Below are 20950 nucleotides of genomic sequence, written 5' to 3' on the forward strand. Positions count from 1 at the left end.
GCGGTGAAAGTCGAGGAAACCGACCTTCTGCCACGTCCAAAGAGAGCGACAAAGTGCCCAAGAAATGTCCGCCTCGGTGACGCCGAAGCCGTGGGGAGCGACGGGCGGGGTTGAACACAACGACGAAAGCCATCTTCGATCGTTTGTTCATCTCCCTACAAGGAGAGGTTGACCCGCTTAGCGCCCCGGCCGGCTTCAATGGACGCGAACAGGATCTCCGCCTCTTCAGCGGCCCGATGAATTGATGTTGGGAAACCCGCCCGGAGCGAGGGGTTGCGTACGGCGTCAGCAAGATCTGCGAAGAGTTCCGCTTGGGACTGATAATCGTCACGGGGCCACTCAGTGGAGCCCGAGGTAAAGCCTTCCTCTGTCCACAATTGCCAGCCCTTAGTGAGCGAAGTCCAGATCCTGCCCTTCGACCCGGTGATTTCAATCTGTTGCTGGTAGTAGATCACATCCTCCTCGGGTAGGACTGGAGCGGACGGGCCAGCCAGCAGATGAAGGCGGGCGGCCCCGAGATCCATCACAGCAGTGATGTCCCCGGGCACGGCCGCATCTCCGTAGCGGACCTCCTCGGCACTGCCTGCAAGAACCCATGTTGGTAACGGCAAACCGGCTACCCGTGCCGCGCTCAACGCCAAGCTCAGGAGATGTGGTCCTTGTTCCAGGATGTCAACCGCCGTGCTTGCACGAATGGTATGAACCTCGCCGATGCCTCCATCCGCTATTACTTGCCAGAATCGCTGCCAATGCGACATCCAGCGGTATTGGGTGTTCACGGCAATGAACACCTCTTCACCCATCGTTCGGACTAGGGCCAACTCTTCGGGTGTCAGCGCTATCGGCTTCTCAAGGAGGATCACACGGGCGCCGGCATCGATTGCTTCCCTCAGCAGTGGTAGCCGGGCGGATGGGTGGGTCACGATGTTGACGACATCGGGAGCAGTGGATTCGATCATTTCTGTGACTGTTGCGTATCCACGCTCCAGACCTACTTCTTTTGCTCGGGCGTCAGCGAGCTCGGGAGTTCGATTCCAAAATCCGACGGGCACAGCTCGCCCACTTCGTCGCATGGATTCCACCTCATCACCGGCACGCCGCCCAGAACCAACCATTGCCACCCGGATCGGAACATCGTTGTTGACCCCTGAAGTACTAAGCATGCATCGATTGTGGCAGGAGCTCTAGTGTCGGTCAAGACAATTTTCTTGTATTGCGCAATTAGCCTGTTTATTGCGCAGTACTGTTGAGTCTAAATTTCTGAACAACACAAGAAGGTCATGACATGCGTCAGGATAGTTTCCATTTCCTCACTCAGCTGGCTGCCCAGTCTGGCCCGCCTCTACGGGTTAGTCTGTTCAGTCGGATTGCCGAGGCCATCCGCAACGGCCTCCTGAAGTCGGGCTCGAAGTTCCCCAGCGAAAGTCAGCTTGGTGCTGACCTGAAAGCGAGCCGCAACATGATCCGTGAAGATCTCTTTCTGCACAAAGAAGATGGGATATTCGGGGTGGGGGGAAGCGTCGGACGATCCGTCGCGGAGACRCAGCCCTGCGTCGGCCTTGAACGCATCCGCCCCTTTGAGGAAATCCTTTGCAGCCCCGGCCAGCACCTCGAAGTCAAGCGCATCCGCTTGCTGCGCACATCGGGATTCGCCGCCCTCGAGGCCGGAGATGAGCCGAGCACTGAATGGCGGATCTGGGAATCCCTCCTTATTCGCGACGGCGAGACCATCGCCCACTTGCAGGAGACCGTCTCCACCCAACACCTCAACCCCGGCGGCAGAGCCGCTACAACACCGAACTTTGAGGACGACCCCGGGGTCACCTTGTTTGGCTCGTTGAAAACACAGCTGAGCCCTCTGTCAGGCCCTGCGGAGTGCCAGATCGGACTCCGCCAAGTAGGGACGGACCACGCCGATCACCTGGATCTTCGCCCATCAGATCCAGTGCTGGTCCTTACCCAGCAGATCAGGCACGACCATCTGCCCTGCTACGTCGCTACGTGTCTGATCACGGCCCGAGCGGGGCTTCTCTCTGTAGTGCAGTCTTTTCAGTCCTAACCCTCAGGGTGCCTGCTGAGAGCTGGTAATTTTTAGGCGTATCCTAAGCTGGCGTGGCCGGCAGAGTCCCGAAGAGCCGGCCGGGACTGCTTTCTGGTGATCTCGCGCGGCTCGAAGTCCATCGCCGAGGTTAACGGCTCAGAAGATGCCGCAGCATCTCTTTCCCGGGATCGGAAGGCTCGTATCCGGAACTACCTGGCTACGCTTCTCCTTGGCTTCGGGTACCTTTCACGATGACCCGCGTCGGCGATTGCGGACGTACTTGAACCGTGCGGGTGTGGCCGGACCCGGCGGTGGGAGCTTTAGGACGTGCTGGTACGAATAAGTTCTGTATTCGTTTTTCCGTCGTGTGACGTTTCCGCAACGGCGTCAGCTGACTCGCGAATCACCATCCCCACCGGGACCACGACATGTCGGGGCCGAGATGCAGGACTTTTGATCACGTGGACGATCGTGTCCACGGCAGCACGGGCAGTTTCCGGCAAGGGCGAGTGGACGGTTGTCAATGGGGGGCTCAGGTACCGGGCCGCAGGAATGTCGTCATATCCCACGATCGAGAGCTCAGAGGGGATGGATACGCGCATAGACTTCGCCGAAACTGCCATGCCAACCGCAATGATGTCACTCGCCACGAATACCGCCGTAGGGCGGCGCTCCAAGGCCAGGATCTGCGCCAGTGCTGTCGCACCGTACTCCTCGGTGAAAGAACCGATTCCGTGGAATTGCTCCTCCGGGTCGATGCTGTGCTGGCGAAGAACGTCACCATATGCGCGGAACCTATCCTGTGCGGTCCGCATCACTGCAGAGCCTGAGACGAAACCGATCCTCCTGTGGCCCAGCCCGATCAGGTAGCTCACCGCTTGGAAGGCTCCCGAGTAGTCATCCTGAAAAACAGTGTGGGACTGCTCTGTGAGTTCCTGGGGCTCATCCACTACAACTATGGGAAAGCCGGCTTTGAGCGCCCTATTAAGAGCGTCGTTCCGAACCGTCGTTCCGACGTACAGGAGGCCATCAAGCCCCAGACGTTGCGCGAGTTCTACATAGTGGCTCTCGTTCCTTGGCAGGTACGCGGCAGAAAAAACCATCGTGGACACCGATTGCTGGTCCGCCGCGGCAATAATTTCTTCAGCAAGGACCGCGAAATACGGGTTGGTTAGTTCTGGGACGATGATTCCAATAACGGGACGATGCTCCACAGCAGGTCGCTTGGCGCGTGGCCGGTGCACGTAGCCAGTCTCCTCGAGCGCTTCATCCACTCGACTCTTGGTATCGCCTTTGAGTGCCAGGCTTCCGTTCAGGTAGCGAGAAACAGTTGATGGAGACACCGACGCTATTTGCGCCACCTGCTGGATGCTCAAAAGATCGCCCCTTCGGCTGATTGATGCGCATTCTCCTGCGCCGCCTAACACATCATATAACACACATACCTTGCGCGCATTTTTAGTGTTGTTGCGTAAAATTTTAAAAAGTTCTTGACGTTGCGTGGTGTTGGTGCCAGCATTGTCGGCATGACAGACGTCACAATCAAACAAGCGCCGGCCCTCGTGGCCCAGCGCCCCACCATTCCCGATTCCGAGTTCAACGACCGCCTGCTGCGCGTCCAGCGGCTGGCTGAATCCCTACAACTGGACGCGATCGTCGTTTACAGCGACGACCGAGCAGTCATGGGCGCAGGTAACGTCCGATGGCTGATGGATTACTTCCCACATTTCGAGCCGATTGCTGTCCTGGTCGCTCCCGGACAGGAGCCCATCGCTATCACGGGCCCAGAGTCCGGTTCCTACATCGAATCCACGTCACGTTTCCGTGGCGAAATTGCTGTAACAAACGAATTCGTTCACCCTGACGAGGAGTACGCCTTCACAACAGTTGTGACGCTCGAATCGGTGCTTCGACGCCTGATTCCCAAGCAGCCCGGCTCCCGCCTGCGCCTTGGCCTCGTCGGCGCGGACATTGTTGCACCGTCGCTCAACGCTGCCCTCCGGGAACTTGCCGAGGTGATCATCGTCGACAGGCCATACTCACTGCTTCGCGCACGGAAGACGGCATCGGAACTGGCAGTAATCCGGTATGCCTACGACATCGCCGCCCAAGGCATCCTCGCCGCTGTCGAAACCATGGCGTCCGGGAACGTGACCGAACGTGAGGTAGGAGCAGAGATCGACTACGCACTCCGACGCTGGGGTGCGGAAGGTTCCGGAATCGACACGATCGTCGCCGCTGGCGCCGAGCACACATATCCGGTCCTTCACCGCACGAGTAACCGGCCTATCAAGTCCGGCGACAGTGTCATCCTAACGGTCGCACCCCGTTACGAGGGCTACCACGGGGCCATTGGACGAACTGTGCTCATCGGGTCTGTGGATCCCCGCATTCGTGAAGCCCGGGAGGTCGCTATCCAGGCTCAGCAGGTGACCGCGGCGCGATTGCGTGCTGGCGTGACGGCTGCCGAGATGGACAGTACTGCACGTGGCGTCGTTAGCGAAGCCGGTTATGGCGATTACTTCCTCTATTCCGGCATCCACAGCATCGGCGTCATGGAGTTCGAGCCGCCCATTCTGTCGAGCTTTGGCGACACGACAGTGGAGACCGACATGGTCTTTTCGATCGACATTCCGATGTTCCACACACCGTGGGGAGGACTCCGCGTCGAGGACGGCTTCCACATCGGCCCCGAGGGCGCTAACGCCTTGCAGGCGATTCCGTCGGTCCTGGACATCGACTAATTCCTAGCCGGAGCGGCAGCGCACCCCGTACCACCGCACCTGACGTGTAGGAGAAGCTAATGATCACCAGATCCTCGGCCCGCCGGTATATCACGCTCGGGACAGGCATTGCCTCAGCCCACGGTCATACAGCTGGGTGCGCTTGTGTCGGCGTGGCCGAGGATTGTGTCAAAACCATAAACCGCTCCAAGCCTGCGGGTCCCTTTCTGCCAATTCAACGGCGCAGATCTGGCCCTGAGCACCAATGCGTCGAAGACAACAACGGTGTCCAAGTTACTATCCTGCCGTCCGGCCCGGTCATCGACGCCCTGCAGCAGGTTTTCGTCGAAACCGACGCCAGGAAAAGTCAGGGTTTGCCCCTGCACTCAGCGCTTTTTTGGGGAAGCGTCGCTGCCAGGCTGCCGCTGGAGATCATAAAGTCAAGAAGATGATCCGGCTCAATTCCGCGGCAAGTTTAGACAGGCGTATGGCCCACGTCCACGACGGTCCAATCCGACCCCGATTCTGATAACAGGAGAACTCATGAATCCCGCCATCACCCAACCGTCCAGCACACGCGGACTTGACCATGCAAAACGCGACGAGGACGCACTACGCGTCACGGAAGACCTGTTGGCCATCCTGCCGAAAATCGAGCTGCATACACACCTCGCCGGCAACATTCCCGAATGGCTCTTTGTCGACATGGCTCGCAAATACGGTATACAACTCGCTGATCCAGCGAACCCCTACGAGTACGTAGAAGGAATGGAGCCCTTCCTCGCCCTCTTCAAACAGGTCACAGACACGTTCAGGACCCCCGAGGACCTCTACCGAGTCAGCTACGAATCTCTCGTCGACGAGCACCGCTCAAGCAAGCTGCGCTACCGCGAAGTGCACTATGCTCCCACCATCAACCCGCACGTCGACTATGCCGACTCAATTGCTGCGATCGCCGAAGGCATGGAACATGCAAAACGCGATCACGGTGTCGAAGGTCGCATCATCATCGCCATTTACCGCAATCAGGGCGCAGCGGTTGCCGAGAAGCTCGTTGCTGAGATGGCAGCCAACCCGCACCCAGCTGTTGTCGGCATAGGAATTGAAGCCGACGAGACGGTCGGCCCGATCCAACTCTTCGAACGGACTTACGCGATGGCGCGCGATGCCGGCTACCGTCTCACGGCACACGTTGGTGAACACGCCGACGTAAATGAAGTGCTCTGCGCCGTAGACCAACTGAAGGTCGACCGGCTCGACCACGGATACGCACTAGCCCAGGACAAGGTCGCTACGGCACGGGTGGTGGAGGCTGGCCTGCACCTTGCGTCAACGTGGGTGTCCGCCCGGCTCCACCCACGGGGACTTCAAAATCCGCTTCGCACAATGCTCGACGCCGGTCTCGATGCCTCCATCTCAAGCGATGACCCCGGAATCTGCAAAGTCACGCTCAATGAGCAGCTCCTCGAAGCGGCATTGGAGCTCGAACTGCCGGATTCGTACCTCATTAACCAGACGTATTCCCAGCTGACTGCCGCATGGATCGACGACGCCACTCGATCAGAAATCCGTGCAGATATCGACGAAGCCCTTACAAACCTCCGCCCAACACACTTGGAGAAATGATGAAAATTGCAACACACGCAAAGAAGCGGGTGGCAGCGGTTGCTGGCCTCCTCCTCGCCATAGCGCTCTCGGCAACGGCCTGTAGCGGCCCAGCCGACAGCGCATCAGAGGCTAAAGAGCCAATCAAATTCCAGACGTCCTGGTTACCGTCGGTTCAGTTCAGCGGCAGCTACATCGCCGATTCCAAGGGCTATTACGGCGAGGAAGGTCTCGACGTAACGTTGCTTCCCGGAGGGCCGGACGTTGACCCCCAAGCCGCCATAGCCTCCGGACAGGTGGATATTGCCTTAAGCAACGCCGACTTCGTCGCTCGAACCAACGCCCAAGGCGCTGACCTGGTCATCGTAGCGGCCGGATTCCAAAAGGACCCCTTCGCATTGCTGTCTAAGCCCGAGGCCCCGATCAAAACCCCCCAGGACATGATCGGCAAGAGCATCGGCGTCCCAACAGCCGACGCGGCACTGTTTGACACGTTCCTCTCACTCAATAAGATCGACCCCAGCAAACTCAAAGTCGTCCCTGTGGGATTCGATGTGGCACCACTTGTTTCCGGTGAGGTCGACGGGCTGGTTTCTTTCTACACAGAGCAGCCAACCGCCTACAAATCAGCCACAGGCAAAGATGGCTCCGTTATGATGCTCGGCGATTTCGGCATGGACGTCTATGCTCAGGTTTACGTTGTGCAGCGTAAGTCACTGAAGGATGACAAATCACGAGACCGCATCGAGCGTTTCCTGCGCGCCGAGCTCAAGGGCTGGAAGGACTACGTCAAGGACATCCCGATGGCAGTGGACCTCACTGTCAACAAGTACGCGAAGGACGGCGGCCTTTCAGCTGAGCAGCAGCGCGCCCAGGCGACTCTCCAGCTCGACCTGCTCAACTCCCCGGACACTGCCGCCAATGGCCTGCTTTGGCTCTCAAAAGACGGCATCGAGCAGAATCTGGCCACCATCAAAGCACTGGGCATCGAAGGTGCCGACGCGTCGCTGTTCGATACGTCTATCCGGGAAAAGCTGGCCAAATAGCAGCCCGACGACTGCGGAAAGGACCATCGTGGTCACTTCAGGTATCAAACTCAACAACTTGACGAAAGTCTTCACTTCGGGGTCCCGGGAAGTTGTCGCTCTGGATAACGTCTCGCTCGATGTTCCACGCGGCTCGTTCACTGCCCTCCTCGGACCTTCCGGATGTGGTAAATCGACCATTCTTCGAATCCTTGCGGACCTTGAAGAAGAATCTGCAGGTGTGGTCACCATCCACGACGAGAGCCCACGGCAGATCCGTCGCGAGCACCGCCTCGGCCTGGCCCTTCAAGATGCCTCCCTTCTTCCTTGGCGTAGCGTCCGTGACAACATTCGGTTGCCAGGGCAGGTGATGAAGCTACCCATTACAAAGGAGCGCATCGCCCATCTGATTAGGCTGGTCGGACTCGAAGGTTTTGAGAAATCGCGTCCGTCGCAGCTCTCTGGTGGCATGCGGCAGCGAGTAGCCATCGCACGGGCGATCGTCGCCAACCCCGAAGTGCTGCTTCTGGATGAGCCTTTCGGTGCTTTGGATGAAATCACCCGACAGCGCATGAACGAAGAATTGCTGTTGGCGTGGGCGGAGTCGGGTGCAACGGCGGTGCTCGTAACCCACTCGGTTTCAGAAGCAGCATTTCTGGCGGATCGGGTCGTCGTCATGTCACCACGGCCTGGCCGGATAGTAGGGGAAGTCGCCATCGATTTCCCTCGCCCCCGCGGCCCGGAACTTCTCCGGACATCCGAATTCCATGCAGTATGCGACCAGTTGAGCGGGATGCTTCACGGCGGAATGGAACCCGCTCATGCTCCGGCAGGTACAGGGACGCCATCATGAACAGTCTCTCCGTAACTCCGAAGCCGTCGGTGCTCGATTCTTCCCGAATAATTGAGCATGAGCGAAGTCGTGCGCGTGGACGAATACGCCGCACGAAGATCGTCCACGGGCTGACGACAGCGGCGATCGTAGTCGTCCTGCTTATCGCGTGGCAGATTGCCGCCGTGCTGTTCCTTACACCTCTCGGGGTGGCCGCCTCGCCGTCTGCAATCGTTCAAAGCCTCATCAGCGACTGGAGCCTTTACTCCAACGCAGCTGTGGTTACCGGATGGGTAGCCATACGCGGATGGCTGTGGGGCAACCTCATTGCCGTCGTCGTGGCTGTCCTCTTCGTTCAGATCCCGTTCGTCGAGTCACTCTTCCTGCGCCTGGCCCTGGTGCTCTTTTGCTTGCCTCTTGTGGCCGTCAACCCGATTCTCCAACTTACATTCGAGCCTGACACAGCGCGAGTAGTACTGACCGGGCTTTCGGTTTTCTTCACCACGTTGGTCGGCACAATCCTGGGACTTCGCTCCGCGGATGGTGGGCCGCTGACGATGGTTCATGCCTGGGGCGGGGGCGGTACTTCGAGACTCCGTTATGTACGCTTCCCCTCGGCATTCCCGGCCATTATGACCGGGCTGCAGGTTGGTGTCGCAGCCGCGGTGCTTGGCGCCATCTTCGGAGAGTTCATCGGTGCGACACGCGGAATCGGTGTACTGCTGATCAATGGGCTGATGTCGCTGCAGCTCGACCGCATCTGGTCAATTGCCGTCATTGCCACGCTCATGGCAGCGATCCCCTATGCCCTGTTCGGAATACTGCGGGACAGACTCGCACCATGGAGCTCGACCATCTCCTCGGCCAACCCGATCAAAAAAAGGACGGTGACAGGACCGGCACGAATCCTTCTGCCTCTCGCTTGGTCTATTGGATCAGTCGTTATCGTCTTGGTCGCATGGTGGGCCTACCTAGCGATCTTCGACGTGTCCCCTTTCGTCGGAAAGTCGCCAGCGGATGTACTGGCCTACCTGACCACAGTGCCCGATGCGGCTGAGAACCGAACGGACATCGCTGCCGCCCTTGGCATCACACTGCTGCACGGCGGTGTGGGCTACATTGCCGGGCTTACAGTCGGCGTCACGGCGGCGGTGACCTTCGTGCAGTTCCCCGTGGTCGAGCGGATCATGACGCCAATCGCCGTTGCATTCCGGACAGTCCCGATCATTGTGATCATCCCTATCCTCATTCTGTCTCTCGGCCGGGGCCTGGGAGCTGTTGTTGCAATCACAGCCATCGTGACATTCTTTCCCACGCTCGCCAACACGCAGAACGGTCTTGCTCGTGTGCCGGCCGACGGATTCAGTGTCATGCGTAGTTACGACGCGTCACGATGGACCACTCTTTGGCGGTTGCAACTGCCCTACACGCTCCCAGCAATCTTCACCTCCGCCCGAATCGCGGTTCCGTCCGCGCTGCTGGCGGCCACACTTGCGGAATGGTTGGCAACTGGCGATGGGCTCGGGCACTACATCGTGGCCTCGCGTGCTTCCGCTGACTACACCGGGCTGTGGGCAGGGGCAGCTGTGCTGACAATTGTCTCGCTCCTGGTTTACAGCGCAGTTAGCATCGTTGAGCGACGTGTACTGGCGAAGTACAGCCCTGCGCACGTCGCCTAGAGGGGTATGCGCCCTGCTGCTCATCCCACTAGCCCACTCAGGTATCGAAAGAGGTCGCTGACTTCGGAGAGCCCGAACGGGCAGCAACTGACGCGATCTTCTTACCTCGGACCGATCGGCAGGCCCTCGGGAACAACTAGACGCCGCAATTGCGCCATTCGGTGCCTGACCCATAACGAGGAAGCGGGGCGCTGGAGCCCATGGGTGAGCCCATTCGAGAACCAGCAGGTGCGAGCCCACGGTTGTGTGGTCCAGCCGCCCCGCTACAACACACAGATTGATTGACGTGCAACTACCTGATCTCTTCTTCGACATTCTGGGATGGGTTGGATCCGTCCTTCTCGTGATTTCAATCCTTCAGACCAGAATCGACCACCTGCGGTGGCTCAATGTCGCTGCATGCGCTGTCCTGATCGTCTACAACGTTTGGCTACCTTCCTGGCCGATGGTCGCCATGAATACAGCGTTGGTGGCGATCAATCTGTTCAATCTCATCCGGCTCCGGAAGACACCAGCAGGCCTTCCCAATAAACAGCAGAACCTCCTTCTTCCGATTCGTCAAGACTCGGGGAAGCACGATCGTGCCGACGAAACCCAGTTGCCGGACGCAAGAACCAGGCCGTCTGCACATAGGTGCTGAAACGAGACCCTTGGGGTCAGCTAAGACTGCGGACACAATAATTCCTAGAAAGAAGTCGACGATGACGGAGTGCTACACCAACATCTCATCGAGTACAGCGCGAATGGACAGCACACTCGAACGCGGTGAGGGGATCGTTCGCCTGGCGCCGACGTGGGTCCCTCGCTCGTTCTGCACACCGGGACGACGCATCCGACTGCACCCGGACGACTATTATTCGTTCGGTCCGAAGCGGGGTGGAATCGATGAGCGGTGGCTCGCCAGCGCCGTGACGGCAGACAACGGTCCGCTCACCGGCCCTCATGAGGGACTGAGTCTTGTGGTTGATCCCGCCGGATATCTTCTGCCGTTCAATGACTTCGTCGAACATCACAACGCGGGCTTGCTTGGGGGCCGTATCTGGGAGGAGCATCAGCGATGGCCGATGTACTCGAAATTCTTCGACAACCTCAATGCTTTGCCCTTTCACGTACACCACCGCGATGAACACGCGGCCCTAGTGGGCAAGCCTGGAAAGCCGGAGGCGTATTACTACCCGCCGCACATGAATAACCACCAAGGTGTACAGCCCATCTCTTTCCTTGGGTTGTCCCCGGAAGTGACCGAGGAACAAGTCCTGGAGAGGCTACGCGGCTTCCTTAAAGGTGGCGATAACCGAATCACCGAACTGTCCCGTGGTTACCGCACCCAGCTCGGCACAGGCTGGGACATCCCGAGCGGAGTTCTGCACGCACCCGCCAGCGTGTGCACATATGAACCGCAGGCGGCGTGCGATGTCTTCTGCATGTGTGAGTCGTGGAGCAACAACAGAGAGGTCCCTGAAGAGCTGCTCTGGAAAGATGTGCCCGCCGACCTTCGCGGTGATTTTGACTTCATCATCGGACTGCTCGACTGGGATAAGAACGTCGATCCGGAGTTCGTGCGCAATCGCTTTATGGCGCCCTATTCAACCCAGCAGTCACTCGACGATGGCGAGCACGCGTACGCCGAGCGTTGGATCGTTTATAGATCTCCTAGCTTTTCGGCCAAGGAACTTACCGTATATCCCGGGCAATCGGTCAAAATCACTGACTCGGATGCTTACGGCGCCATCGTCGTTCAAGGCAGGGGCTCACTTAACCGGCATCCTGTAGCCGCCGCAACTGTGCTCCGATTTGGTCAACTAAGCCATGACGAATTCTTTGTGTCAGAACCTACAGCACGCGCAGGCGTCCTGGTTAAGAATGAGAGTCCGAGCGAAGAGCTCGTACTCCTCAAACACTTCGGTCCGGGTAATCAGGAACTGGCAGCCGTTCCACATTCGATCCCTTAGCATCAAGATCCCCGGCTGCAACATAGCTCCACCACCGACCGTGTCGAAGGGGTCCTGGCTCGATGGGGTGCCTGGGTGGGGGGAGCCAGAAGCCTGACGGGAAGCTCTCCAGCCCGAGATGCCACGATCACTTTCCCTATCAGAGGGCATTGGTTCCAGTGGGGGCCAGCGAACGCCCAACTCCTTCGAAGTATCTGGAGCTCGACCTCTGGCAGAAAGTTCATGGGAACTCGCACTGCATATTTCGTCGAGCCCTATGTCGCCGCATGGGCCACTGGCCGTATCGATGGCCGGAACAGACCTTACTGGCACCCGCCCGGCTCCTGAACCGCTCACCGGCCGTATCAGGAGCCCGACACCGGTCCGCGAGTCCGGGGAACCGCTCGTCGAGCTCGGTTACCGGAGAAAAATCAGAGACCGCGTTCTTTCGCCGTTCTGCACCCCGGATTCGGTTTGCGAAGGATCTTCGTATACGGCAGAGGGTCGACCGGCTCCCCAAATTCAAACTCACCCAGGTGCAGGCCTCCGTCCAGTAGCACCTGCACCACCGAAAGACAGGCCTGCACAGCGCAGTTTACTGGGCCGCCGCACGTGAGACGGCGTTTGTGTCATTTGGGTAAAGCTGAGCGAAACCTGCCGCACACATCGCCAAGTCCTGGTCTGCATCCATGTACGTGGTCAGAACGCAGAATTCAGGCGCTCTGCGATGTCCATTCCAGCCGACCGGGGGAGGTCCTGCCTTTGGGCGCGAGTTCCTACAGCTACTTCATACCGATCGGTGCCAGGCTTGGAGCAAGAGAGGCCGCTTGCTCGGGCGTCAGTGGTTGGGTAGGAAATCCACGAAGCAGGAAAAAAAGTTTTGCTGTTTCTTCCAACTCTTCGAGCGCATCCATCGCCGTCTGCAGGGATGATCCTGCGACCACCGGGCCGTGGTTGCTTAGGAGCATGGCATGGTTAGCAGCGGCTGTCGTTTCGGCGAGGTTCTCCAAGGCGGTGTCGCCTGGGGCGTGGTAGGGGAGCAGCGGTAGGTTTCCGATTCGCATCGCGTAGTAGGCGGTGAGCGGAGGTAAGACGTTGGTTGTGTCCAGCCCAGCCATGCACGAGACTGAGGCGCTGTACGTGGAGTGGGTGTGGATTACGGCGTTGGCTGTGGGGCGCGCCCGGAGAACTGCGGCGTGCAGGAACGCCTCTTTCGACGGTGCAGGCCCTTTGAGGCAAACGCCCTGATCATTAATCAGAGAGAGCTCAGTTGCCTCTACTGTGCCAAGACTCGACCCCGTTGGTGTTACTAAAATGCCGGCACTGGTGCGCAGGGAAATGTTGCCGGTACTACCGTGCGTCAGCCCTCGGGAGAAGAGAGAACGAGCTGCTTGAACAATTTGATCGGCGGCCGCCTGAGCGTCGATGTTCATGATCGGGGTCCTTTCGCTGATGCTTTGAGAAGTAACTCTGGGTCGCCGAAGTTTCCTGATTTCAGCAGGATGTCAAAGCCTCCGTCTGTGTGAATCCAAGGCACGCTCCGTGCAGCTTCCGGGCCGATGACGCCTCCTCCGATACCCAGGGCGTTTACTACCGAACCGGATGTCTCACCTCCGGCGACTATGTATCTTGTAATGCCACGGTATTCCAGCCCTTGGGCGACCAGGCCCATCGCGGTTTCGAGAATTTCCGCGGATCGATCCACCCCTAGGATTTCCTGAACTTTGTGATGCTCGGCCGGCGGCAAGGATGAGTAGATTAGCGGTGCAGGACCGGGGGCGAGTGAGTCAAACCAGGAGAGGGCTTCCTGGCTGAGGGCTTCCGGATCTTGCGTTGCGAGTGCGTCCAGGTGGAAGGCGTGTGTGCCTGCCCGGTGCATCTGCTCGATTTGTTCCAAGGTCCGCTTGGAACAGCTGCCGGCTAGAACAATTGCTGGTCCAGTGGGTTCCTGCTGGGGCTGGGGGCAATTGCTTTTGCCGCTGCGCTTGGCATGCGCCCTTGCGATTGCACCAGCCAGCCCTGCGGCACCGGCAACCAATGGTTCATCAAGCACATGTTGGGCGACGGCATAGAGGTCATCGTCTGAGATTGCATCGGGAAATAGGTACCGAGTTATGCCCCGGACGTCGTCAAGCCGTTCCTTGATCGCAATCGAACCACGCTGGATGGTTTCGTGGGTGAGAATACTGCTCCCTTCCTCGGTTTGGGCGTCCATCAGACGGGTTAGGGACGAGTCCTTCATCGGCGTCAGTGGGTGGCTGCTCATGTGGGACTCGGATAAAAGTTGTTGATAAACGTAAAGGTATCCGTTGTAAGTGGTGCGTCCGTGTTCCGGCGAACTGGGCGTGGACACTACCAGTTGCGTTCCTGTGAGTTCGGCCAACGCGTCCAGGACCGGGCCGATGTTGCCCGTGGGAGTCGAGTCGAAGGTGGAGCAGTACTTGAAATACAGCTGGCGCGCACCCGCCGCCCGGAGGGCTTCGGCCGCAGCAATTGTCTGGCGTACTGCGTCCGAGCTGGGAATAGTGCGGGACTTGAGGGCGATAACGGCGGCATCAAGATCGTTCTCGATATCACCAGGATTAGGCAGTCCGAAGTAGATGCCTACCCGAAGCCCTTGACGTCGGAATGCGACTGCGGCGTCGGTCGCGCCGGTCACGTCATCTGCGATCAGCCCGATCATGCCGATGTACCTCCTGAGATATGGCTGCGCAGTGCGGCAGCTGAACTTTTGGGTCCTGAAATGACGGGGATTCCCAGTGTTTTCTGTAGATGGGCGCCCGCCGGGGCCAGTGAATACTGGGCGAGATAGACGGCATCTGCTGTGGACGAGGAACTGGCTTTTGCCAGGGCCTCGAGCAACGCGGCCCGGTCGCCGGTCTTTGATGCTGTCATTGCCTCTGGAACCGTCAGGCCGGTGATTTTCACGTCGTTCTTGCCGGCGGAAGATAGGCTCTGCTCCAGCCGTTGAAGGGTGTCGTCTCTGGCCTCATCAAACGACGCAATGACCAGCACGGATCCGTAGCCGCCGGAAACGATATCGGCGAAAGCTGCCTCGTCTGATGCCAATACTGGTACATCTGCGTCAGTGGACTCTGCTACTGGAGCGTAGAGGGAGCAGGTAAGCAGTACTGCATCTGCGTTATCGCGTAGTGCGTGATCGATCAGCCTTTTCATGCGGCGCCGGAGCTCATCAGTCAACCCGCCCTGTTGGCTGGCCTCCAAAAGGAGCCGGTCATCGAGGATGTTCCAGATAACAGCGTCGGGCAGTATCTCCCGCAACGCCGATTGGGCAGGGTCGATTGCGGCTGTTACGGCACTGATCAGGGCGATTTTCGGAGTTTTGGTCATCGTGCTAGTTCTTTCATCCATGTCAGACCCGCGGTGGTCTCACCTTTTGGCCGGTATTCGCATCCGATCCAGCCGTTGTAACTGGAGGAGGCAATAGCTTTAAAGAGTGTGGGCCAACCGATCTCGCCGGTGCCCGGTTCGTTCCGGGTTGGTGGATCCGCTATCTGCAAGTGAAAGATCACGTCAACAAATCGCTCGTACGTGCGGATCAGGTCACCCTCGTCAACCTGCGCGTGATAGAAATCCATCAAAATTCCGACAGTGCTGTCGTCCACGGCTTCAACCACAGCGGCAGCTTGCTCTTGGGAACTGAGGATGAAGCCCGGGGCGTCACGCTTGTTTTGCGCTTCCAGCAGCAGTCGGACGCCACTTCCCTGCGCCTGTTCCGCAGCCCAAGCGATATTCGCTACATACCGGGCGAAGGCTTGGTCTTTACTTATCTCTTCAGGAACGACTCCGCCGACGACATGGAGGAACTTGGCGCCCAGGGCTGTGGCATATTCGAGTCCTTGAAGCACCCCGCTCCGGAATTCGAGGACCCTGTCCGGGATGCAGGCCAATCCAGAACGAGTGGGGGAGCCCGCCGGCCCCATCGGAGTGTTGATCCGAATCTGTTCAAGGCCGGCGTTCCTGAGCAAGGCACATAGTTGCCGGGGTTCGTACTCGTAGGGCGATGCATATTCGACTGCAGTGAATCCTGCCGTGGCCGCCGCCTCAAAACGCTGCGGGAAGGGGAGCTCGGTAAACAGCCACTTCAGATTGGCGTCCAATCTAAGCCGCGTCATGAGGTCCTTTCACGAGGGGAATGCGTGCCTGATCGAGCACTGCAGAGGGATGGCCCACTAAATATATTACAAATATATACTCAGGTAAAGCGGGATGTTTCGACAGGGAAGCCTCATTCGCGAATACGCCCTTAGATCCCCCTTGGGCGCGAGGTCGGCCGGTGCGTGGCTTCCGCTTCCTTCCGCTGGGAGGCGACCCGGACGATAGGATTGAGACCACCGTGCAGGAGCGCGGTCAATGTCGAACAAAGGAGTGGGCACCTTGCCGTCCCTGGGGAAGAAGGCCGCCAAGAGGGCAGCTATTGATGATGCTGGGCTGGATTCTTCGGCCGGGATCAAGCTTGCGTCCAATGAACCGAAGCCAACTCAAACAGATGCTGCCTTGGAGCAGATCCGCTCACGAATCATCGACCTTAGGATGGCTCCGGGCAGTCGCATCGATGAGCAATTGCTCATCACCGATTTTGGTCTGGGGAGGACTCCGGCACGAGAAGCTATCAACCGCCTCGTAGCCGAAGGGTTCGTCAATGTGCTCCCCAACCGGGGCGGGACATTTGTGCGCAAGCTGGACTTCGAAGAGATCGGCGAGATTATCGTGGCGCATCAGTTGGCGGAGAATGTCCTCGGTCAACTTTTCAGTCTAGAAGATGAAACCATGGTGGAAGACCTTGAGGGGATCCAGCGCCAGTATGAGGAGGCAGTCAAGGATCTTGACTACCTCCTCATAACCGCCTTGAATGAGCAATTTCATTTGAGAATTCATCGCGCACTAGGTAACTCGTTCTTCTACGACTTCGCGCAGTCGACGCATCGGCACGTGCGCCGGCTGAACGTTCACCTGTACAAACTCGAAGCAACGGATCCTCAAGCCCACCACGAGTTTTTTCAAAAGAATCTTCGTGAACATGAACTCATCATTGATGCCATCCGCACCAACGACCGTATGACCCTGACCAAACTGCTTCCAGAACACGCCCGAGGGACTCAGGACCGGCTTGTTCGCATCCTTCAGAGCCTCGCTGTTCCTGAGTTAAAAGTAGAGTCGAGGCTGGCGGATCTTCTGGCATCAGGACTCGCCGGCCTGCACTGACCTCCCGGGGACGGAGGCGGCAAATTCCTTAGGGGCCTTCACGACGGGCAGTTCCAGAAGTGATTGGGCGTACGCCGCTCCTGCCAACGGTGAAGTCAAGAACGCAACGAATTTTTCCGCTGCCCCCCTGTCTCCCGGTTGAACAGCCACTGCCGCCGAAAATTCGGTGTAATGCTGGATCGCCGTAGGAAGCGGCCCTGCGATTCTTACCCCGGAGACGAACAAAAGTTCGCTCAGCTGTTGAATGGCCACGTCCGCACGGCCGTCAATGACTGCTTCGGCTACAAAACCCTTCTCCAAAACGGTTGCCTTTGCATTGACTCCCGCAGCGATCCCAAGATCCTCCAGCAAGGAAGCAAAGTAGATTCCACTGGCACCAGTGCGTGAATAGGCCACGGAGTTGGCATCCAGGACTGCGGCAATAAATGCGTCGAGTGTCGAAATATCCGGGATCGGTCCTTCGGGACCGACTGCTACACCGATGCCGGTTCGGGCCAGCGCTGTGAAATCTTTCGCATCCACGACTGCTCCGAGAGCTGCAAAGGAGTCCGTGACGCCGATCATCACATCGAATGACTCCCCGGCATCGATTCTGTGCAGAAGCTGCGCCGTCGGATCAAAGACGGTTTCAACATGAATGCCCGTCTCCTCCTTGAAGGCATTCAAGATCGTTTCATCCAGTGCTTTCTTGACGGCAAGTGTGCTGAAGAGTTTCATTGCTGTCGGTCCTTTCCATTTTTGTTGATCGTGTACCGGAATATGTTTGGCATGCCCCGACCCTTTGATGGGTTAGGTCGTTGTTAGTCATCTACTGCCCGTGCCGCACGTCGAGCAGGTCCGGACAGCCGCCGACGCCGTTGGTCAGTAGTAGAGACAGCGCTCCAGGGCCGCCAGTATGAATCCATGTTGCGCCGGGGACCACTTCGCGACCTATGGAACCGCTGGCGATGTCTAACGCAGAAATGACTGCGTCGCAGGTCTGACTTCCGACTGTTATCAGACGGCGAACGTCTCTGGCGGCCAGTCCACGCACTACGAGTCCGTTCGCCTCTTTCAGAACGAGGTCCCTCGCGGTTCCGCCGTATTGTTCTCCCCGTGCCAGATATGAGGGGCATTTCAACGGCTGAATAGATCAGCGGTGTAATCTCGATGGCAAGACTGTCGTACCAATCCAGTGCTTTCGCCGCGAGTCGACGGGCGTCCAACGTGGATTCGGCGTCCATGAAATAGGCCAGGTTACCTGCGTGGTGCATCTGCTCAATTTGAGTGAGTGTTTGTGCCGAACAACTGCCTGCGATCACGGCGGCGCGGCCGAACTCAATAGGCGACCCGGCTTTCGCATCCGCAGTTCCATAAATTTCGCAGACCGCGTCGGCCAATCCACTAGCGAGTTCCAGGCCCCCGGCGCTGAGTCGGTCCAGGAGTGCCGCCAGGCCCGTTTCTCGTAGGTCAGTCTTGGTGACCGCATCCACCACTACGTAGCGTGTCCCGGACGCCGCAGCGTCATGCATCCACCTGATTTGTAGGGCGCCTCTGCGGACGAATCCATGCCGGACGAGCGCGGTCTTGCCTGGCACCGTTCCCCGGGGCATTCTTCGGAACCCCGGCGCAGTTGCGGAAGTAGGCACAGGGGCTTCCCCCGGGAATCACTGGCATCGACGGCCGCTTGATCATCCCGTTGAGTGCAGTCAAATGGAGGGCAGTTCGAAGTGGCAATGATGCTTCGGGCATCAAGGGTAGATGCCAGTGCATCCAACATCGGGCCAAGATTTCCGTTAGCGGCGGTTCCGTTCGGTGACGGAATGTGCAAGTTGGTGTGGTCCACAGCGTTCTGCCTGAGCCAGTGACCGGCACTCAAGGCAAGGTCGACCGCTTCGATGGCCGGGATTCCCCGGGTTCTCAGCGCGATGACCAGGGCATCATGAGGAGGCAACGGCTCACTCCCGGACGGGGTGCCGAAAAACAACAGAGTCCGCAGTCCCCGGCGGTGGAAAACCGCTGCAACATTTGCCCCTTCCGCGGCGCCATCCGCTATGACTCCTAGTTTTGGGCGTGAACTGCTGTCCCATCTCTCGATGCTGTCGAGGTCAGAATGCGTGTGAGCGTCCGGCCTCGGGCTGGACGGGGACGTTCGCGGCCTCACTGTTCTTCAGCTTCCGGAACCCCCGCCAGATGTTGGGTAGGTGACCCGACACTGCTGAATTGACTGCCTGTCATGAGGACCTTCCGGCTTGGACTATTGAGCCTGCCAAGAGTGCAGCAAGCACGAGCGTGATGACCTTGGTGTACCCACCCCCGGCATCCCGACGGGCTTGGAAGCTTCCTACTATTGCATCCCGGTCGAGTATATGCGATATATATTAGAAGCTGAAGTGAGCCAACCCACACGTGCTTATGGACCAGCTCTCTCTATTCGTAAGGAGCACTATGTCTGTCCCCAGACCGGCTACAGCCGGTACAAGAACCACTTCGGAGAATCCGAAGGGTCTGTTCAAAGCTTTTTTCGCGAGCTTGGTTGGTACCTCGCTCGAGTACTACGACTTCGCCGTCTATTCGGTAGCTGCGGCGTTGGTCTTCCCGCAGGTTTTCTTCCCCGCTGAAGAGCCCCTGACCGGAACGCTTCTGGCCTTCTCCACCTACGCTGTCGGTTTCGTGGCGCGTCCGGTTGGAGGATTCATCTTTGGCCGACTCGGCGACATTGTCGGGCGAAAGCGCATCCTCGTGATTACTTTGCTTTTGATCGGCGCATCGACTGTCGTTATTGGCATCCTTCCTGGTTACGACACCATTGGGGTGGCGGCACCTCTCATCCTTGTAGCCCTCCGCTTCGCGCAAGGCGTTGCTGTCGGTGGGGAATGGGGAGGAGCTGTTCTCCTATCGAGCGAGTACGGCAATCCTCGCCAGCGAGGTTTCTGGGCTTCAGCGTCTCAGGTCGGTTCGCCTATGGGAACACTGTTGGCTAACGGTGCCCTAGTGGTTCTGGCGCTCATGTTCTCGGACGAGGACTTTGTCAACTGGGGCTGGCGAGTTGCGTTCCTCGCATCTGCGATCCTGGTGGGCTTTGGAATTTGGATTCGTCTTAAACTGGAGGACACTCCAATCTTCAAAGCGATGGAAGCCGCCGGGGACCGTCCTTCGGCACCCATTCGCGAGCTTCTTCGCACGCAGAAGCGTGCGTTGCTTGCCGGCATGCTGGTCAGGATCGCCCCGGACATTTTCTACGCCCTTTTCCTGATTTTCGTGATCACCTACGGAACGAAGCGCTTGGACTTCACCAAAGATGACGTTTTGGTTGCCGTCCTCATCGGATGTGCTTTCCAGCTCGGACTCATCCCGCTGGCTGGCTGGGTTTCAGACAACATCAACCGCCGGGTTGTTTACGCAGCTGGCGCCATCGGAGGCTTGGTGTGGGCTGTCGCGTTCTTCCTGCTCTTGCACACCAACTCGATGCTGATGCTGGTTATCGCAGTCTGCGGCGGACTTATCTTCCATGCCTTCACCTACGGCCCCCAGGCGGCCTTCATTACTGAACAATTTCCCGTGCACCTGCGGTCGACAGGAAGCGCATTGGCATACACGTTGGCCGCACTCCTTGGCGGAGCTTGGGCACCGCTCATCTTCACTGCGCTCCTGAGCAATTTTGACGGCTGGCTGCCGATGGTGATCTATGTTGCCGTCGCGGTGGTCCTTACCCTTGTCGGACTCAAACTCGGTCGCAACCCGAACCCCTCAGAAGACGAACACTATGCACGAATTGCACAGCAGCACGGCCTGAACGAAGCCGAAGCAGCCCCCGCCAATCAACGCTAAAGCACCCCACGCTTGATGCTCCTGCTTGATCAGGGCGGCGAAGCCTTATTCGGGCAGGAGCATCAAGGCTGATTAGGC

Annotated in this window: 18 protein-coding genes; 10 read left to right on the forward strand and 8 right to left on the reverse strand. The window is 58.5% G+C overall.

The features are described 5' to 3' along the window. Window positions 1-155: 155 nt before the first annotated feature. Entirely contained in the window at window positions 156-1163 is a 1008-nt protein-coding gene (locus AB4Y87_RS10520) for a Gfo/Idh/MocA family protein (RefSeq protein WP_442004287.1), read from the reverse strand. A gap of 122 nt (window positions 1164-1285) precedes the next feature. Here AB4Y87_RS10520 and AB4Y87_RS10525 point away from each other — a divergent pair, with 122 nt between their 5' ends. Continuing rightward, the gene (locus AB4Y87_RS10525; protein WP_442004288.1) at window positions 1286-2059 is read left to right on the forward strand and encodes a GntR family transcriptional regulator; all 774 of its coding nucleotides are present in this window, start codon (window positions 1286-1288) and stop codon (window positions 2057-2059) included. A gap of 302 nt (window positions 2060-2361) precedes the next feature. Here AB4Y87_RS10525 and AB4Y87_RS10530 read toward each other — a convergent pair whose 3' ends face one another. Next, window positions 2362-3417: a LacI family DNA-binding transcriptional regulator gene (locus tag AB4Y87_RS10530; RefSeq protein ID WP_442004289.1), complete on the reverse strand. Its 1056-nt coding sequence runs from the start codon at window positions 3415-3417 to the stop codon at window positions 2362-2364. Window positions 3418-3567: 150 nt separating this feature from the next. Here AB4Y87_RS10530 and AB4Y87_RS10535 point away from each other — a divergent pair, with 150 nt between their 5' ends. The 7 genes from AB4Y87_RS10535 (at window position 3568) to AB4Y87_RS10565 (ending at window position 11857) form a co-directional block, all read left to right on the forward strand. After that, window positions 3568-4785, forward strand: coding sequence for a M24 family metallopeptidase (locus AB4Y87_RS10535; protein ID WP_442004290.1), 1218 nt, complete (start codon window positions 3568-3570; stop codon window positions 4783-4785). 522 nt (window positions 4786-5307) lie between these two features. Further along, window positions 5308-6390 (forward strand): adenosine deaminase family protein, encoded by a 1083-nt coding sequence (locus AB4Y87_RS10540; protein WP_442004291.1) that lies wholly within the window; start codon window positions 5308-5310, stop codon window positions 6388-6390. Then, complete coding sequence (locus tag AB4Y87_RS10545; RefSeq protein ID WP_442004292.1) at window positions 6387-7415, forward strand: ABC transporter substrate-binding protein; 1029 nt, start codon at window positions 6387-6389, stop codon at window positions 7413-7415. The genes AB4Y87_RS10540 and AB4Y87_RS10545 overlap by 4 nt, the downstream gene beginning before the upstream one ends. Before the next feature lie 28 nt (window positions 7416-7443). Further along, complete coding sequence (locus AB4Y87_RS10550; protein ID WP_442004293.1) at window positions 7444-8247, forward strand: ABC transporter ATP-binding protein; 804 nt, start codon at window positions 7444-7446, stop codon at window positions 8245-8247. Continuing rightward, a complete protein-coding gene (locus AB4Y87_RS10555) occupies window positions 8244-9905 on the forward strand; it encodes an ABC transporter permease (RefSeq protein WP_442004294.1) in 1662 nt (553 codons plus the stop codon). The genes AB4Y87_RS10550 and AB4Y87_RS10555 overlap by 4 nt, the downstream gene beginning before the upstream one ends. A 286-nt stretch (window positions 9906-10191) precedes the next feature. Then, window positions 10192-10545: a YgjV family protein gene (locus AB4Y87_RS10560; protein WP_442004295.1), complete on the forward strand. Its 354-nt coding sequence runs from the start codon at window positions 10192-10194 to the stop codon at window positions 10543-10545. A gap of 103 nt (window positions 10546-10648) precedes the next feature. Then, window positions 10649-11857, forward strand: coding sequence for a hypothetical protein (locus tag AB4Y87_RS10565; RefSeq protein WP_442004296.1), 1209 nt, complete (start codon window positions 10649-10651; stop codon window positions 11855-11857). A 761-nt stretch (window positions 11858-12618) separates the two neighbouring features. Here the strand turns inward: AB4Y87_RS10565 and otnC are convergent. Genes otnC through AB4Y87_RS10585 form a run of 4 tightly spaced genes read right to left on the reverse strand, consistent with a single transcriptional unit; the run spans window position 12619 to window position 15972 of the window. Further along, entirely contained in the window at window positions 12619-13269 is a 651-nt protein-coding gene (gene otnC / locus AB4Y87_RS10570) for a 3-oxo-tetronate 4-phosphate decarboxylase (RefSeq protein ID WP_442004297.1), read from the reverse strand. Beyond that, window positions 13266-14519: a 3-oxo-tetronate kinase gene (gene otnK / locus AB4Y87_RS10575; RefSeq protein WP_442004298.1), complete on the reverse strand. Its 1254-nt coding sequence runs from the start codon at window positions 14517-14519 to the stop codon at window positions 13266-13268. The genes otnC and otnK overlap by 4 nt, the downstream gene beginning before the upstream one ends. Continuing rightward, the gene (locus AB4Y87_RS10580) at window positions 14516-15187 is read right to left on the reverse strand and encodes a hypothetical protein (protein WP_442004299.1); all 672 of its coding nucleotides are present in this window, start codon (window positions 15185-15187) and stop codon (window positions 14516-14518) included. Before AB4Y87_RS10580 ends, otnK begins: the two co-directional genes overlap by 4 nt. After that, window positions 15184-15972, reverse strand: a complete 789-nt coding sequence (locus AB4Y87_RS10585) for a hydroxypyruvate isomerase family protein (RefSeq protein ID WP_442004300.1) — start codon at window positions 15970-15972, stop codon at window positions 15184-15186. Before AB4Y87_RS10585 ends, AB4Y87_RS10580 begins: the two co-directional genes overlap by 4 nt. A 238-nt stretch (window positions 15973-16210) precedes the next feature. Here AB4Y87_RS10585 and AB4Y87_RS10590 point away from each other — a divergent pair, with 238 nt between their 5' ends. After that, window positions 16211-17062, forward strand: a complete 852-nt coding sequence (locus tag AB4Y87_RS10590) for a GntR family transcriptional regulator (protein ID WP_442004301.1) — start codon at window positions 16211-16213, stop codon at window positions 17060-17062. Here the strand turns inward: AB4Y87_RS10590 and AB4Y87_RS10595 are convergent. After that, the gene (locus AB4Y87_RS10595; protein WP_442004302.1) at window positions 17039-17779 is read right to left on the reverse strand and encodes a substrate-binding domain-containing protein; all 741 of its coding nucleotides are present in this window, start codon (window positions 17777-17779) and stop codon (window positions 17039-17041) included. The two genes, AB4Y87_RS10590 and AB4Y87_RS10595, sit on opposite strands and share 24 nt — an antisense overlap. 757 nt (window positions 17780-18536) lie before the next feature. Beyond that, window positions 18537-19205 (reverse strand): four-carbon acid sugar kinase family protein, encoded by a 669-nt coding sequence (locus AB4Y87_RS10600; RefSeq protein WP_442004303.1) that lies wholly within the window; start codon window positions 19203-19205, stop codon window positions 18537-18539. 284 nt (window positions 19206-19489) lie between these two features. Here AB4Y87_RS10600 and AB4Y87_RS10605 point away from each other — a divergent pair, with 284 nt between their 5' ends. Continuing rightward, complete coding sequence (locus AB4Y87_RS10605) at window positions 19490-20872, forward strand: MFS transporter (protein ID WP_442004304.1); 1383 nt, start codon at window positions 19490-19492, stop codon at window positions 20870-20872. Window positions 20873-20950 lie beyond the last annotated feature (78 nt).

Source organism: Paenarthrobacter sp. RAF54_2 (genome assembly GCF_052113945.1).
GTDB lineage: Bacteria > Actinomycetota > Actinomycetes > Actinomycetales > Micrococcaceae > Arthrobacter.

Excerpts from the sequence above, each read along its gene's own strand:
- AB4Y87_RS10520 (WP_442004287.1), bottom strand. The coding sequence starts at position 1,163 with ATGCTTAGTACTTCAGGGGTCAACAACGATGTTCCGATCCGGGTGGCA.
- otnC (WP_442004297.1), bottom strand. The coding sequence starts at position 13,269 with ATGAACATCGACGCTCAGGCGGCCGCCGATCAAATTGTTCAAGCAGCT.
- AB4Y87_RS10555 (WP_442004294.1), top strand. The coding sequence starts at position 8,244 with ATGAACAGTCTCTCCGTAACTCCGAAGCCGTCGGTGCTCGATTCTTCC.
- AB4Y87_RS10580 (WP_442004299.1), bottom strand. The coding sequence starts at position 15,187 with ATGACCAAAACTCCGAAAATCGCCCTGATCAGTGCCGTAACAGCCGCA.
- AB4Y87_RS10585 (WP_442004300.1), bottom strand. The coding sequence starts at position 15,972 with ATGACGCGGCTTAGATTGGACGCCAATCTGAAGTGGCTGTTTACCGAG.
- AB4Y87_RS10565 (WP_442004296.1), top strand. The coding sequence starts at position 10,649 with ATGGACAGCACACTCGAACGCGGTGAGGGGATCGTTCGCCTGGCGCCG.
- AB4Y87_RS10595 (WP_442004302.1), bottom strand. The coding sequence starts at position 17,779 with ATGAAACTCTTCAGCACACTTGCCGTCAAGAAAGCACTGGATGAAACG.
- AB4Y87_RS10605 (WP_442004304.1), top strand. The coding sequence starts at position 19,490 with ATGTCTGTCCCCAGACCGGCTACAGCCGGTACAAGAACCACTTCGGAG.
- otnK (WP_442004298.1), bottom strand. The coding sequence starts at position 14,519 with ATGATCGGGCTGATCGCAGATGACGTGACCGGCGCGACCGACGCCGCA.
- AB4Y87_RS10540 (WP_442004291.1), top strand. The coding sequence starts at position 5,308 with ATGAATCCCGCCATCACCCAACCGTCCAGCACACGCGGACTTGACCAT.
- AB4Y87_RS10590 (WP_442004301.1), top strand. The coding sequence starts at position 16,211 with ATGTCGAACAAAGGAGTGGGCACCTTGCCGTCCCTGGGGAAGAAGGCC.
- AB4Y87_RS10535 (WP_442004290.1), top strand. The coding sequence starts at position 3,568 with ATGACAGACGTCACAATCAAACAAGCGCCGGCCCTCGTGGCCCAGCGC.
- AB4Y87_RS10545 (WP_442004292.1), top strand. The coding sequence starts at position 6,387 with ATGATGAAAATTGCAACACACGCAAAGAAGCGGGTGGCAGCGGTTGCT.